The 14,210-nt window shown below is 30.2% G+C and carries 13 protein-coding genes; 9 read left to right on the top strand and 4 right to left on the bottom strand.

The features are described 5' to 3' along the window. Window positions 1-6: 6 nt before the first annotated feature. On the bottom strand, window positions 7-1,785 hold the full coding sequence (gene argS, locus GCU34_RS01145) for an arginine--tRNA ligase (protein ID WP_072780475.1): 1,779 nt from the start codon (window positions 1,783-1,785) through the stop codon (window positions 7-9). 191 nt (window positions 1,786-1,976) lie between these two features. Here argS and GCU34_RS01140 point away from each other — a divergent pair, with 191 nt between their 5' ends. Further along, window positions 1,977-4,364, top strand: coding sequence for a TonB-dependent receptor domain-containing protein (locus GCU34_RS01140; protein ID WP_072783341.1), 2,388 nt, complete (start codon window positions 1,977-1,979; stop codon window positions 4,362-4,364). 291 nt (window positions 4,365-4,655) lie between these two features. Here the strand turns inward: GCU34_RS01140 and GCU34_RS01135 are convergent, their stop codons facing one another. Then, window positions 4,656-5,663, bottom strand: a complete 1,008-nt coding sequence (locus GCU34_RS01135; protein WP_072780478.1) for a 3-oxoacyl-ACP synthase III family protein — start codon at window positions 5,661-5,663, stop codon at window positions 4,656-4,658. A 60-nt stretch (window positions 5,664-5,723) separates the two neighbouring features. Beyond that, window positions 5,724-6,659: an ABC transporter ATP-binding protein gene (locus tag GCU34_RS01130; protein WP_072780480.1), complete on the bottom strand. Its 936-nt coding sequence runs from the start codon at window positions 6,657-6,659 to the stop codon at window positions 5,724-5,726. An 88-nt stretch (window positions 6,660-6,747) separates the two neighbouring features. Here GCU34_RS01130 and GCU34_RS01125 point away from each other — a divergent pair, with 88 nt between their 5' ends. After that, on the top strand, window positions 6,748-7,350 hold the full coding sequence (locus GCU34_RS01125) for a hypothetical protein (RefSeq protein WP_072780483.1): 603 nt from the start codon (window positions 6,748-6,750) through the stop codon (window positions 7,348-7,350). A gap of 150 nt (window positions 7,351-7,500) precedes the next feature. After that, complete coding sequence (gene htpG, locus GCU34_RS01120; RefSeq protein WP_072780486.1) at window positions 7,501-9,387, top strand: molecular chaperone HtpG; 1,887 nt, start codon at window positions 7,501-7,503, stop codon at window positions 9,385-9,387. Between the two features lie 52 nt (window positions 9,388-9,439). Here the strand turns inward: htpG and trhA are convergent, their stop codons facing one another. Then, window positions 9,440-10,066, bottom strand: coding sequence for a PAQR family membrane homeostasis protein TrhA (gene trhA, locus GCU34_RS01115; protein ID WP_072780488.1), 627 nt, complete (start codon window positions 10,064-10,066; stop codon window positions 9,440-9,442). A 242-nt stretch (window positions 10,067-10,308) separates the two neighbouring features. Between trhA and GCU34_RS01110 the strand changes: the two genes are divergently transcribed. The 6 genes from GCU34_RS01110 to GCU34_RS01085 all read left to right on the top strand — a co-directional run bounded on the left by GCU34_RS01110 (window position 10,309) and on the right by GCU34_RS01085 (window position 14,135). After that, window positions 10,309-11,232 (top strand): TolB family protein, encoded by a 924-nt coding sequence (locus tag GCU34_RS01110; RefSeq protein WP_072780490.1) that lies wholly within the window; start codon window positions 10,309-10,311, stop codon window positions 11,230-11,232. Then, entirely contained in the window at window positions 11,232-11,738 is a 507-nt protein-coding gene (locus GCU34_RS01105; RefSeq protein WP_072780493.1) for a GNAT family N-acetyltransferase, read from the top strand. Before GCU34_RS01110 ends, GCU34_RS01105 begins: the two co-directional genes overlap by 1 nt. Beyond that, complete coding sequence (locus tag GCU34_RS01100) at window positions 11,735-12,121, top strand: DUF2721 domain-containing protein (protein ID WP_072780495.1); 387 nt, start codon at window positions 11,735-11,737, stop codon at window positions 12,119-12,121. The genes GCU34_RS01105 and GCU34_RS01100 overlap by 4 nt, the downstream gene beginning before the upstream one ends. Before the next feature lie 81 nt (window positions 12,122-12,202). Further along, on the top strand, window positions 12,203-13,093 hold the full coding sequence (locus GCU34_RS01095) for an EamA family transporter (RefSeq protein WP_072780499.1): 891 nt from the start codon (window positions 12,203-12,205) through the stop codon (window positions 13,091-13,093). A 16-nt stretch (window positions 13,094-13,109) separates the two neighbouring features. Next, window positions 13,110-13,709: an alpha-ketoglutarate-dependent dioxygenase AlkB family protein gene (locus tag GCU34_RS01090; RefSeq protein WP_072780502.1), complete on the top strand. Its 600-nt coding sequence runs from the start codon at window positions 13,110-13,112 to the stop codon at window positions 13,707-13,709. Between the two features lie 144 nt (window positions 13,710-13,853). Beyond that, window positions 13,854-14,135 (top strand): DUF2805 domain-containing protein, encoded by a 282-nt coding sequence (locus tag GCU34_RS01085; RefSeq protein WP_072780505.1) that lies wholly within the window; start codon window positions 13,854-13,856, stop codon window positions 14,133-14,135. The last annotated feature ends 75 nt before the right edge of the window (window positions 14,136-14,210 follow it).

The raw sequence follows: 14,210 nt of genomic DNA, 5'->3' as shown, positions 1-14,210 counted from the left end.
TTTAAATTACATTCTTTCAGGAACTTGAATTCCTAATAAGTGAAATGCGTTTTTAATAGTTAATCCAACTGTTTTTGATAATTGTACACGGAAAATTTTCTTATCCATATCAGTTTCTCCTAAAATAGATACATTTTGGTAGAATGAATTAAATTCTTTAACCAAATCGTATATGTAATTTGCAATTAACGCTGGACTATAATTAGCAGCAGCACTTTGAATTACTTCAGGGAATAACTGAACTTGTTTGATTAATTCTTTCTCTTTTTCGTGCATTTCAATAGATGTAACTGATTTGGAATAATCAAAATCGGCTTTTCTTAAAATCGATTGAATACGAGCATAAGTATATTGAATAAACGGACCTGTATTTCCATTAAAATCAACCGATTCTTCAGGATTAAACATCATGGTTTTCTTAGGATCTACTTTTAACATGTAATATTTTAAAGCTCCTAAACCAATAGTTTTAAACAATTTTGCTTTTTCATCTGCAGAATAACCATCTAATTTTCCTAATTCTTCCGAAATTCTTTGAGCTGTTTCAGTCATTTCGCTCATTAAATCATCCGCATCTACAACCGTTCCTTCACGCGACTTCATTTTTCCAGAAGGCAACTCTACCATTCCATAAGATAAATGATACAAGTGCTCTGCCCAATCGAAACCTAATTTCTTTAAGATTAAAAACAATACTTTAAAATGATAATCTTGCTCGTTACCAACGGTATAAACCATTCCACCAACATCTGGATTATCTTTTACACGTTGGATTGCCGTTCCAATATCTTGCGTCATGTAAACCGCAGTTCCATCAGAACGTAAAACGATTTTTCTATCTAAACCATCTTCGGTTAAATCTATCCAAACAGAACCATCTGGATCTTTTTCGAAAATGCCTTTTTCTAAACCAAATTGCACTACTTCTTTACCAAGCAAATAAGTATTTGATTCGTAATAATAGCTATCAAAATCAACACCAAGGTTTTTGTAAGTTTCTTCGAAACCATTGTATACCCATTGATTCATTTTTTTCCAAAGTGCAACTACTTCTTCATCACCAGCTTCCCATTTACGTAGCATTTCTTGTGCTTCTAAAATAGAAGGTGCTAACTTTTTAGCCTCATCTTCCGTTTTACCTTGTGCAATTAAATCGTTAATTTCTTTTTTGTATTGTTTATCAAACTCAACATAGAAATTGCCAACCAACTTATCGCCTTTTAAACCAGTAGATTCAGGAGTTTGTCCGTTTCCAAATTTTTGCCAAGCCAACATTGACTTACAAATATGAATACCACGGTCGTTTATAATTTGGGTTTTATATACTTTTTTCCCCGAAGCTTTAATAATTTCAGCTACAGAATACCCTAATAAGTTATTACGAATGTGACCTAAATGTAAAGGCTTGTTAGTATTTGGCGAAGAATATTCAACCATAACAGCTTTTTCGTCTTCAACTGGATTTAAGTAACCAAAAGTATCTTGGTCTTTAATCGAATTAAAGTAGTTTACATAAAAAGCATCAGAAATTACAATATTTAAAAATCCTGCAACTACATTAAATTTTTCAACCTCAGCAACATGTTCTACTAAGTAGTTTCCAATTTTATTTCCTATCTCAACTGGGTTGCCTTTCAATTGTTTCACAAGAGGAAAAACAACCATTGTAATATCACCTTCAAATTCCCTACGAGTTGCCTGAAATTCAACTTTTTCAATTTGTAAATCGAATAAACTTTGAACGGCTACTTGAATGTGTTTTGTAAGTGTTTCTTGTACTGTCATTTTCCTATATTTTTTAAAGGTGCAAATTTAGTAATTAGTCATTAGTAATTAGTAATTAGTGGTCAGTTTTTTTCGCCAAAGCGAATAGAAAATGTTAAAGAAATTATAAAAACCGAACCAATTGTAACAAATAACAAAAACTGCTGTCTTGTAGAGTGAAATCATCAATCATTAAACAAACAATCAATCTAATGAAATTAAAGTTTTTAATTCTATTCTTTCTTGGCTTTATTGGAACAATAACAGCTCAAAACTCAGGATCAATAACGGGTAAAGTTATTGACCAAAAAACAAACGAACCCTTACCTTATGTTACAATTGTTGTAAAAAACAACGATGCTACTGTAACAGGAGGCATTACTGACGAAAAAGGTGAATTTGAAATTTCGAAATTAGCCTCTCAAAATTATACAGTTGAAATTCAATTTATAGGTTATAAAACAGTTGCTAAAGAAGTAAACTTAACCAATAGCAAAAAAGTAGAGCTTGGAACTATTTCAATTTCCGAAGATGTTCAGCAACTTGAAGGTGTAGAAGTAGTTGCAGAACAATCGCAAATGGTCCAAAAAATTGATAGAAAAGTAATTAATGTTGGAAAGGATTTAATTGCTTCTGGAACAACTGCTTCTGATATTATGAACAATGTTCCTACTTTGAGTATCGACCCACAAACTAAGGAAATTAGCATGCGTGGTAATTCAAACGTACGCGTTTTAATTGATGGAAAACCTTCTAACATACCCGTTGAACAACTATTACAGCAAATTCCTTCGGCATCTATAAAGCAAATTGAATTAATTACAAATCCATCTGCTAAATACAATCCAGAAGGAATGAGTGGAATCATCAATATTATTTTACATAAAAATTCTCAAGACGGTTTTAATGGCTCTATAAATACTGGTGTTACTTTTGGTATAACTCCAAAAACCAATACCAACATCAATTTAAACTACAGAGTTGGTAAAGTAAATTTTTACACTAACTATGGTTATAATCATGGAATAAATGCTAATCATGGAAGTATTACCAGTGAAAGACCTAGTTTAGAGAATACTCAAGATTTCAGTTTTAGAACTTTAAATAATTCTCATTTGATTAAACTAGGAATGGATTATTATATCAATGAAAAGAATAATATTTCATTTTATACTAATCAAAATATTACAGATTCTAATGGAGACGGTAAAACAATTGTTAATTATATTGATGATGTAACCAATAGAAATTCGTCACAAATATTTTATAATGGAAATGAAAGTCATAACCAAACTTATGATTTAGCTTATCATCACGATTTTAATAAAAAAGATGAAACTTTAGATGTTCAATTTAATTATTCTAAAACAAAAGATACCGAAAATACAAAGTATAATGATACTACTTTTAACCCTACTGAAAACAGTGTTAGAATCAATAAAATTGAAGGAGACACCGATTATTTTCAATTTAATACCGATTATGTAAATCCGCTTACAGAAACTTCAAAACTTGAGTTGGGAGTAGAAACAAGACTTCAAAAAACATCGAGTGATTTTCAAAATATTGATAACTCTGGAACATCATTAAGCAATTTCAATTTCGATAGAAACATTTATTCGGCTTATTTTAACTTAGGAAAACAAATAGGAAAATGGAGCGGACAAATTGGCGCTCGTTTTGAGTATTTTGATTTAAACGCAAATTTTAATCCGACTTCTCAAAATGTATCTGATGATTTATTTACGGTATATCCATCTGCTTTTATTACTTATACAAAAAATGAAAAAAACTCTTTTAACTTTAATTATTCTCGAAGAGTTGACAGACCAAGTATTGGTCAATTGAATCCTATTAGAGAATGGACAACTCCATTATTAGAATCGAGAGGAAATCCAGATTTAGTTCCACAGTTTACTAATTCATTCGAAATTAATTATACTAGAAAAACTAAAATTGGTTCTATTACAAGTGGCGTTTTCTATAGACTTATTAATGATGAAATTTCTCGTGTGGTATTTAATGATCCTAATGATATTAACAGAAATATTTTATCATATGATAATTTCAACAACAATGATGCTATTGGAGTAGAATCATCTGCGAACTTAAAATTTACAAAATGGTGGTCAGTTAATGCTAGTGTTGACGCATATTTTAGAACCGTAAAAGGAACTGTACAAAATGCTGAAACCGAAAATTTTGAAAACAAACAAGTAGATGTTGTGATGTTTAATGCAAGAATGAATAATAGCTTTACTGCTACACAAAATTTACGTTTTCAATTATTCGGATTTTATAGAGGAAAAGATATTAGTTTACAATATGACAGAAAACCAATGTACAAAATGGATGTTGGTGCAAGTTATAATTTCGCAAAAGGAAAAGGAACCATCACTGCTCGTTTTAATGACGTATTTGACAACATGCGTTTCGCATTTGATGGTGGTATTCCTTACCGTCAATATGGAGCTTTTTACTGGGAAAACCAAACTGTTTATCTTGGTTTAAACTATCGTTTTGGAGGTGGAAAAAATAGAGCTTTATCGAGAAAACAACGTGATCTAAATGAAACACAAAGCAGTGGCGGAATGTTTTAGAACTTCAATATTCGTTATTCAAAATTCAACATTCGTTATTTAATTTAATATTGAATATTCAACATGGAATTTTCAACAAAGAAGTAAAAAAGCGCTCTGAAAAACTTTCCTATTTGTCATTTCGAAGAGGAACGAAGAGAAATCACATAACATGAATTATGAGATTCCTCCTCACGTCGGAATGACAAATGATTGAAATTTATAAACCATTAAAAAAGCGTTCTGAAAATCTCAGAACGCTTTTTTACTTTTATTTTAGCATAAAGCTTACAGCTTATTGCATACAGCCTATTACCATCTAATAATAGCACTTCCCCAAGTAAACCCTGAACCAAAAGCTGCCAATACTACTAAATCGCCTTCTTTAATTTTACCTTGTTCCCAAGCCTCGGTTAAAGCAATTGGAATGGAAGCAGCTGTAGTATTTCCATACTTCATAATATTGTTATAAACTTGGTCATCCGTTAATTTAAATTTTTGTTGGATAAACTGAGAAATTCTCAAATTCGCTTGATGCGGAATCAACATATTAATATCTGAAACTTGAAGATTATTAGCCTGTAAACCTTCCATAATTACTTCGCTAAAACGAACTACTGCATTTTTAAACACAAACTGTCCGTTCATGTATGGATAATAACTTTCATCATCAGGATTGTTATCTTTAATAATATCAGTTACCCAACGTTTTCCCATTCCTGGAGCAATTAATGATAATTCTTCTGCATGTTGCCCTTCAGAATGTAAATGTGTAGAAAGTACACCTTTTGTTGTATCTTCAGTTCTAGATAAAACCGCAGCTCCTGCTCCATCTCCAAAAATTACAGAAACACCTCTACCACGAGTTGTAAAATCTAAACCTCGTGAATGTACTTCTGAACCAATTACCAAAACATTTTTATACATTCCTGTTTTAATAAATTGGTCTGCAACTGAAATTCCGTAAACGAAACCAGAACATTGATTACGAATATCAATTGCTCCAACAGTTTTCAAACCTAAGTCTCGTTGCACTAAAACTCCAGGTCCTGGAAAATAATAATCGGGACTTAAAGTAGCAAAAACAATAAAATCAATATCTTCTTTTGCAACTCCAGATCGCTCAATTGCCATTTCGGCTGCTTTTACTCCCATTGAAGTCGTAGTTTGTTCAGGAGAATTTACATGTCTACGTTCTTGAATACCTGTTCGTTCTTGAATCCATTCGTCATTAGTATCCATTATCTTCGACAAATCATCATTTGTTACCACATTATTTGGAACATAGTATCCTAAACCAGTTATTTTTGAATGATACATAAATTTAATTTAAAATGTTAGGGCAAATTTAATAAATAATTAAAAAATGTAATTTAAAAATTAAAAATTACTATTTAAAGATAAAAATACTTTCTGCATTTTATTTAATTTTTTATCAGATAAAAAATAAATTAGATTATTTCTAAAATTACCTTCAACTAAAAAATGGGTTCCTTTAAAATAATTATTATTTACCTCTACTTCTATTTCCGATTTTTCAACAATTTCAAATTCGTGAGGATAAACCAACCTGTTTTCACCGTTTATTTCAATTTCGGAAATATCGTCGAATAAAGAAGCTACATATTTATTTGGCTTTTCGTTATAAACAGAAAAAGTATCTCCTTTCATTACTTGCTTGCCATCTTTCATAACTAATATTTCGTCAGTGAATGAAAGTGAATCGTTAACATCGTGAGTAGCGATAATACAAGTAATATTTTTCGACTTTAAATAATTGAAAATATTTCTACGAAGACTATTTTTTCTAAAGTTATCAATATGACTAAAAGGTTCATCTAACAATAAAAGCTCTGGTTCTTTTGCCAAAACTTTTGCCAGAGCAACACGTTGCATTTGTCCGCCACTTAAATATTTTGCTTTTACATTGTAAAACTCTTCCATTTCAACAACTTTAAGCAACTCTTCTACTCTAGCTCTTTTTTGTTCAGGATAAAAATTTGACAAATACTTACCTACATTTTCAGCTACTGTTATGTAAGGCATTAAATCAAAGTCTTGAGCTAAATATTTCATTTGTGGCATTCCTGGAACCAAATTAAACTTTGGACCTGTTACAAGCATATCTTTCCAGTGAATACTTCCTGAATTCAAATCTGCTAATCCGTAAATCAATTTTAAAAGTGTACTTTTTCCACATCCACTTTCGCCTATAATTGCAAGAATATTTCCTTGATTCAGTTCAAAGTTTATACCTTTTAGTATGTCAGAATTAGATTCTAAATACCTAAAGTTTATTGTATCTATTTTTAACATTTTGTAAAAAAAGCAAAATTACTAACAATAGTTAACACTTAAATAAAATATTTGCTATATAGCGCCTCCCAAATCAATAATTTAACTTATGAAATTTAATTTTGTTAAGAAAGCACTTATCGCATTTTCTTTTATAACAACTTCTTTTGTGAGCGCACAAGAATATGGTGTTGAATTAAACTATGGTTTAAATGGCGTTTTTGAACCAAGCATTAACGAAGTTTCTCACTTTGGTGGAGGATTTTTCTATAATTTTGATGAGACTTATGGTGCTAAAATCGACTTCGGTTCGGACAAATACCGTGTTAATAATGAATTATTTGGAAAAGAAACTGGTGTAAACTCTACAAGAGTTTCATTACAAGGCACAGCTAATGTTTCAACTATTTTTAGTAGAGCAAGTAGCTATGATTTTTTTAATTTAATCGCTCATGCTGGTGCTGGTTATACAAGAATTAGTTCTACAGAAGGTGGAAAAGCTGACAATGTCGTAAATATTATTGGTGGTCTTACTCCTAGATTTAGAGTTACAGATAATTTCTTTTTAACATTAGACACTTCAGTTATTTTTAATATTTCGCAACATTACAACTTCGACGGAAGTCTTTCATACATTGATACTGTAAATTCATTTACTGGCATTACTTATAACGTTTCTGCTGGTATTGTTTATAAAATTAGTAGTTTCTAAAAAATAAACCAACCCAAAACTATCTATATAGAAATCCTTCTTCGATATACTGAAGAAGGATTTTTTATGCCAATTTGTCACCAAAATTAATTTGGTATTCTATTTGAAAAAATCATTTTCAAATTATGTCTAATCAAAAAATACAACAATATGTCAAGTGGAAAAATTAACGTTTCAGTAGAAAACATCTTTCCTTTAATCAAGAAATTTTTATACAGCGACCACGAAATTTTTCTTCGTGAACTAGTTTCAAATGCTACCGATGCTACTTTAAAATTAAAACATTTAACCAGCATTGGCGAAGCAAAAGTAGAATATGGCAATCCTGTAATTGAAGTTAAAATTGATAAGGACGGAAAAAAACTTCACATTATCGATCAAGGTCTAGGAATGACTGCCGAAGAAGTGGAAAAATACATCAACCAAATTGCTTTTTCAGGTGCCGAAGAATTTTTAGAAAAATATAAAGACTCTGCCAAAGATTCAGGTGTAATTGGTCACTTTGGTTTAGGATTTTACTCTGCTTTTATGGTTGCAAGTAAAGTTGAAATCATCACCAAATCTTTCAAAGACGAGCCAGCAGCACACTGGACTTGCGACGGAAGCCCAGAATTTACACTAGAAACTGCCGATAAAACAGAACGCGGAACAGAAATCGTGCTTCACATTGCAGAAGATTCGTTAGAATTTTTAGAAGAAGGTAAAATTCGTGAATTATTGACTAAGTATAATAAATTCATGCCTATTCCAATTAAATTTGGCACTAAAAAAGAAGCGTTACCAAGACCTGAAAACGCAGGCGATGATTATAAAACTGAATATGTTGAAGTAGACAACATCATCAATAATCCAAATCCGGCTTGGACGAAACAACCTTCTGATTTATCGGATGAAGATTATAAAAACTTTTACCGCGAATTGTATCCAATGCAATTTGACGAACCATTATTCAACATTCATTTAAACGTTGATTATCCGTTCAATTTAACTGGAATTTTGTATTTCCCTAAATTATCGAATGATTTACAAATTCAGAAAGATAAAATCCAGTTGTACCAAAATCAAGTTTTTGTAACCGATAATGTAGAAGGAATTGTTCCAGAATTCTTAACGATGTTAAAAGGTGTAATCGATTCGCCAGATATTCCGTTGAACGTTTCTCGTTCGTATTTACAAGCGGATGGAAATGTGAAAAAGATTTCGAATTATATTACGCGTAAAGTTTCGGATAAATTAAAATCGCTTTTCAACGAAAATAGAGCAGATTTTGAACAAAAATGGAACGACATTAAAATTGTTTTGGAATTCGGAATGCTTTCAGAAGCTAAATTCTACGAAAAAGCAGGCGATTTTGCATTGTATCCTACAACCGAAAATAAATATTATACGCTTGCCGAATTAAAAGAAGCTTTGGCTCCAACACAAACCGACAAAGACGGAAATTTAGTTGTATTATATGCTTCTAACGTAGAATTACAACACAGTTATATTGAAGCAGCAAAAGAGAAAGGTTACGAAGTTTTATTATTAGATTCGCCAATTGTTTCGCACCTAATTCAAAAATTGGAAACAGATAACGAAAAGCTCTCATTTGTTCGTGTGGATGCAGATCACGTTGACAATTTGATTAAGAAAGAAGAAGAACAAATTTCAAGACTTTCAGAAGACGAAAAAACAAAACTGAAAGAAGTGATTGAAGTTGTGGTTCCAAAAGAAAAATACAGCGTTCAATTAGAATCAATGGATAGTAAAGCAGCTCCGTTTATCATTACACAACCGGAATTTATGCGAAGAATGAAAGAAATGAGCGCAACTGGCGGCGGCGGAATGTTTGGAATGGGCAACTTCCCGGAAATGTACAATTTGGTGGTGAATACCAATTCTGATTTGGCTACTTCTATCTTAAACGTAGAAAATGAAACTGAAAAATCGGCTTTAGTAAAACAAGCATTAGATTTAGCAAAATTATCTCAAGGTTTATTAAAAGGTGAAGAATTAACCGCTTTTGTAAAACGTAGTTTTGAAACTTTAAAATAAAACGAAAGAAGAATAAACAAGAATCCCGCTCAATGAAGCGGGATTTTTTATTTTAAACAATAGTGTAAATCATAAAGTAGTGCGAAATGCTTCCACCTAAAACAAACAAATGCCAAATAAAATGTCCGTAAGGAATTCGTTTAGAAGCATAAAATATAGTTCCCAAAGTGTATAAAGCGCCGCCAATTGCCATAAACACTAAACTTTCCACAGAAAGCAAATGAATCAATTCTTTAGCTTGGGCTACCACCAACCATCCCATTCCTAAATAAAGAAACAAAGACAGCTTTTCGACTTTTCCGGTTAAAAACAATTTCATAACTAAGCCAACAGTAGCAATACTCCACACAATAAAAAACAGCATCCATCCCGAAGTTTCTTCCAAAGTAACTAAACAAATGGGCGTGTACGTTCCGGCTATAAGTAAGAAAATCCCAATATGATCAAAAATTCGTGCTTTTTGTTTTTTAACTTCGTGAGAAATGGCGTGATACACTGTAGAAGCCGTATATAAGGCAATCACACAAAAACCATAAATCCAAATACTCATGGTGCTAAAACTATTGAGTTCTCTATCTTTAAGTAAAAGAAAAACCAAACCTACAATTCCTAGAACAATTCCGGCAGCGTGCGAAACTGTGTTTAAAAACTCTTCTTTATTATTTATTTTCAACTTCATAACTCAAAATTTATTCTTAACTAAAGGTACTAAAACCGTACCATATTACTTTCAAAAAAAATAATTTTAACAATGTAAATTTAACTTTAGAATTCAGATATTTCGTCTATAAAAATCAAACAACATTTTCTTTATTTTACTAACTTCATGATAAAGAATAAAACTGTTTTTGTAATTTTACTGAATGAGATTTAAGTCAGTTTTTACAAGAATTATTAATAAAGCACTTATTGTTTTTTAAAATGAGAAAAATAAAAATCGTCCTACTTTTAAATTTATTTTCAATAATTGCATTTAGTCAACAAAATGAAAATCCTTCAATCGCATTTGATTTTTTAAAAGGATTTCAAAATGTTCGAGATATTACACTCTCAAAAAATCAAAATGAAGTATATTTTACCATCCAAAGTCCACTTGAAAATATTTCTAAAATTGCATTTTCTAAAAAAGTAAATAACAATTGGACCCAACCAGAACTCGTTCCATTTACAAGTGCTTTTAGAGATATTGAACCTTTTTTATCTTTCGATGAATTACGCTTATATTTTGCTTCTAATCGTCCTTTAAGCGAAGAAGAAACAAATAATAAAGATTACGATATTTGGTATGTTGAACGCAAAAACATTACTTCAAGTTGGTCTAAACCAATAAATATTGGACACCCAATCAATACTGACAAAGATGAGTTTTATCCATCCGTTGCTAAAAACGGAAATTTATATTTTACTTCTGAAAATGATAAATCATTAGGAAAAGATGACATTTTTGTAAGCTTATATTTAGATGGAAAATTTGGCGAACCTCAAAATATTGGAACAAACATTAATACCGAAGGTTATGAATTCAATGCATTTGTTTCTCCTGACGAAAGTTTTTTAATTTTTACAGGTTATAATCGTGAAGACGGAAATGGAAGCGGAGATCTTTACATTAGTTATAATGTAAACGGAAAATGGAGTTTAGCAAAAAATTTATCGAACAAAATTAATTCGAAACAAATGGATTATTGTCCGTTTTATGATGCTACAACTAAAACACTTTATTTTACAAGTAAAAGAAATAACACAAATGATAGTAAATTTGACACTATAAATGAATTTGTAAAAGAAATTACAAAATCTGAAAATGGCTTAAGCCGTGTTTATAAGTACAAAATAACTTTGTAATGAATTTACAACCAATACTTTCGAACGAAGAAATTATTTTAATTCCTTTAGTTAATGAAGATTTTGAAGCTTTATATTATATTGCATCAGACAAATTGCTTTGGGAACAACATCCAAACAATGATCGTTATAAAAAAGAAGTTTTTGAAGATTTTTTCAAGAAAGCAATTGAGTCAAAAGGTGCTTTTACTATTTACGAAAAGACAACAAATAAAATTGTAGGCTCAACAAGGTTTTATGATTTAGAACAAGAATCAAAATCTGTTTTTATAGGTTTTACTTTTATCGATAGAAAATTTTGGGGTTCTTCTTTAAATGGAAAAGTAAAAAAATTAATGATTGATTATGCTTTCCAATTTGTTGATCGTGTTAAATTTCATGTTGGTGAAACAAATTACCGTTCCCAAAAAGCAGTGGAAAAACTTGGCGCTCTAAAAATTGGAACAATTCAAAAAGAAAATTCAGAAATTGTAAATTGGATTTACGAACTAAAGAAAACATTATGACATTATCACTAGAAACACCAGCATTATTATTTTCGGCAACTTCGTTGATATTATTAGCTTATACAAACAGATTTTTAACAATTGCTCAAATAGTTAGAGGTTTAAAGAAAAACTACGATGAAGAACATAATAAAAGTATTCTATTAGAAATTAAAAACTTAAACTTAAGACTAATTTTAATTCGCTATATGCAATTATTTGGAGTATTGTGTTTGTTTGTTTCGGTATTTGCCATGCTCATGCTATTCATCAATCAACAATTAGCAGGAATTTATTTATTTGGTTTATCAATGCTGTGTCTTTTAGTTTCACTTGGTCTATCAATGTGGGAAATTAGTATTTCTGTAAGAGCTTTAAGAATTCATCTTGAAGATTTAAAGTAATATCATATTATTTTTGGAACTTCTAAATACAGAATTCTAAAATCTAAATAGTATCTTTGCGCCCCTTTTAAAATTCACAAAATGTCAAACAACAATTTAATTAAAGGAGTTGCGCTTGTAGGTTTAGGAGCAACCAGTTACGGAATGCTTGCAACATTTGTAAAATTAGCTTACAAAGAAAATTTTACAACTGCAGAAGTTACTGTTGCTCAATTTGTTTACGGTATAATTGGTATTTTAATCATTATGCTTTTGCAAAAACCAAAAAATAAAAAGCAAGAAATTCAACCTACAAAAAAGCATCTTTTACAATTAATGTTGGCAGGAACTTCATTAGGTTTAACAAGTGTTTTTTACTATTTGTGTGTAAATTACATCAATGTTTCTATTGCTATTGTATTATTAATGCAAACCGTTTGGATGGGTGTTTTATTAGAATGGTTTTTAGAGAAAAAAGCTCCTTCAAAACAAAAAATTATTGCTGTTTTAATAGTTTTACTTGGAACCATTTTAGCAACAAATATTCTAAATAGTGAAATTGCAATTGACTGGAGAGGATTAGTTTTCGGATTTTTAGCTGCAGCTTCATTTACAACTACAATGCTTACTGCAAATAAGGTTGCTGTGGGAGTTAACAATGCAAAAAGAAGTTTGTATATGTTAATTGGTGGTGCATTTATTATTGCCATTTTTACGCTTATCTCTCAACATACACCATTTAATTTTGAAATATTCTTCAAATGGGGAATTTTAGTAGCTTTATTTGGAACTATAATTCCTCCTCTTTTAATGAATGCTGGTTTTCCTATAACAGGAATTGGTTTAGGAAGTATTGTATCTTCGTTAGAATTACCTGTTTCTGTTTCTATGGCATTTTTCATCTTAAATGATTCTGTAGTGTTTTCTCAATGGATAGGCATCTTGTTAATAATTGCTGCTATTGTGATTATGAATATTAAATGGAAAAAATAAGTATTTTTGATTCGTTATGAATTTATTCGACGAAGAAGAAATTACACTTCCACTTAAAGACGGACAATTTATTTATTATCCAAAGTTTCTTAATGAAGAATTAGCTTCGGAGCTATTTAATTCTATTTATCAAGAAACAAATTGGAAAGAAGATTCGATTACAATATTTGGTAAAAAAATACTTCAACCCCGACTAACGTGCTTGTTTGGGAATGAAGGCAAACCTTATTCTTATTCAGGAATTACCATGTATCCAAATAATTGGAACAAACCACTATTGTTTATAAAAAACGAAATCGAACAAATTTGCACCCAAAATTTTACAACTGTTTTAGCTAATTTATATCGAAATGAAAATGATAGTAATGGTTGGCATGCCGATAATGAAAAATCATTAGGTCATGATCCGATAATTGCCTCTATAAGTTTAGGAGAAGAAAGATTATTCCAAATAAAACACAACTCAAATAAATCTGAAAAAATAAATTTAATTTTAGAACATGGAAGTCTATTACTTATGAAAGAAGGTAGCCAAATTCATTATAAACACCAATTACCTAAATCTAAGACAAGTAAAAACCCTAGAATAAATTTGACTTTCAGGACAATTTTTTAAATATTTTTTATCAAAATGCTACTTACAAGATATTTTTTTGAAAAAAAACTAAAAATAATTAACTCCATTTTTTTCTTTCATTTTTTTGTAATATTGAATTATAAACCAATTAAACACAAATAAAGATTATTAATTTTTCATTTCATGAAAAAGAGAAAAATTTCAGAATTAGACAATGAAACTCTAAGTAGAATTGTCACTATGGCTCAAGAGGAAAAAAAACCTTTTGAAGTAATTAAGGAAGAATTTGGGATTTCAGAAAATGACGTAACCGAATTAATGAGGAAAAGAATCTCCAAAGATGCTTTCGAAGCATGGAAAAAAAAAGCTACCGCAAGTAAACCAAAACCAAAACCTCAAAAATTTAATGATATAGAAGACGACGATCTCGATACAAAATATTATTTCAAAAATAAATTTGATTAATTAAATCCCGATTTTTCGGGATTTTTTTGTAACATTTATACAAAATTTTATACCAATTAAAATAAAGTATTACAT

The sequence above is a fragment of the Flavobacterium haoranii genome, from assembly GCF_009363055.1.
In the GTDB taxonomy this organism is placed as follows: domain Bacteria; phylum Bacteroidota; class Bacteroidia; order Flavobacteriales; family Flavobacteriaceae; genus Flavobacterium; species Flavobacterium haoranii.
The sequence above is the reverse complement of the archived record's forward strand: the minus strand, read 5'-3'. Positions and strand labels throughout refer to the sequence as shown.

Coding starts and splice junctions, on each gene's coding strand:
- argS (WP_072780475.1), bottom strand. CDS start 1,785: ATGACAGTACAAGAAACACTTACAAAACACATTCAAGTAGCCGTTCAA.
- GCU34_RS01140 (WP_072783341.1), top strand. CDS start 1,977: ATGAAATTAAAGTTTTTAATTCTATTCTTTCTTGGCTTTATTGGAACA.
- GCU34_RS01135 (WP_072780478.1), bottom strand. CDS start 5,663: ATGTATCATTCAAAAATAACTGGTTTAGGATACTATGTTCCAAATAAT.
- GCU34_RS01130 (WP_072780480.1), bottom strand. CDS start 6,659: ATGTTAAAAATAGATACAATAAACTTTAGGTATTTAGAATCTAATTCT.
- GCU34_RS01125 (WP_072780483.1), top strand. CDS start 6,748: ATGAAATTTAATTTTGTTAAGAAAGCACTTATCGCATTTTCTTTTATA.
- htpG (WP_072780486.1), top strand. CDS start 7,501: ATGTCAAGTGGAAAAATTAACGTTTCAGTAGAAAACATCTTTCCTTTA.
- trhA (WP_072780488.1), bottom strand. CDS start 10,066: ATGAAGTTGAAAATAAATAATAAAGAAGAGTTTTTAAACACAGTTTCG.
- GCU34_RS01110 (WP_072780490.1), top strand. CDS start 10,309: ATGAGAAAAATAAAAATCGTCCTACTTTTAAATTTATTTTCAATAATT.
- GCU34_RS01105 (WP_072780493.1), top strand. CDS start 11,232: ATGAATTTACAACCAATACTTTCGAACGAAGAAATTATTTTAATTCCT.
- GCU34_RS01100 (WP_072780495.1), top strand. CDS start 11,735: ATGACATTATCACTAGAAACACCAGCATTATTATTTTCGGCAACTTCG.
- GCU34_RS01095 (WP_072780499.1), top strand. CDS start 12,203: ATGTCAAACAACAATTTAATTAAAGGAGTTGCGCTTGTAGGTTTAGGA.
- GCU34_RS01090 (WP_072780502.1), top strand. CDS start 13,110: ATGAATTTATTCGACGAAGAAGAAATTACACTTCCACTTAAAGACGGA.
- GCU34_RS01085 (WP_072780505.1), top strand. CDS start 13,854: ATGAAAAAGAGAAAAATTTCAGAATTAGACAATGAAACTCTAAGTAGA.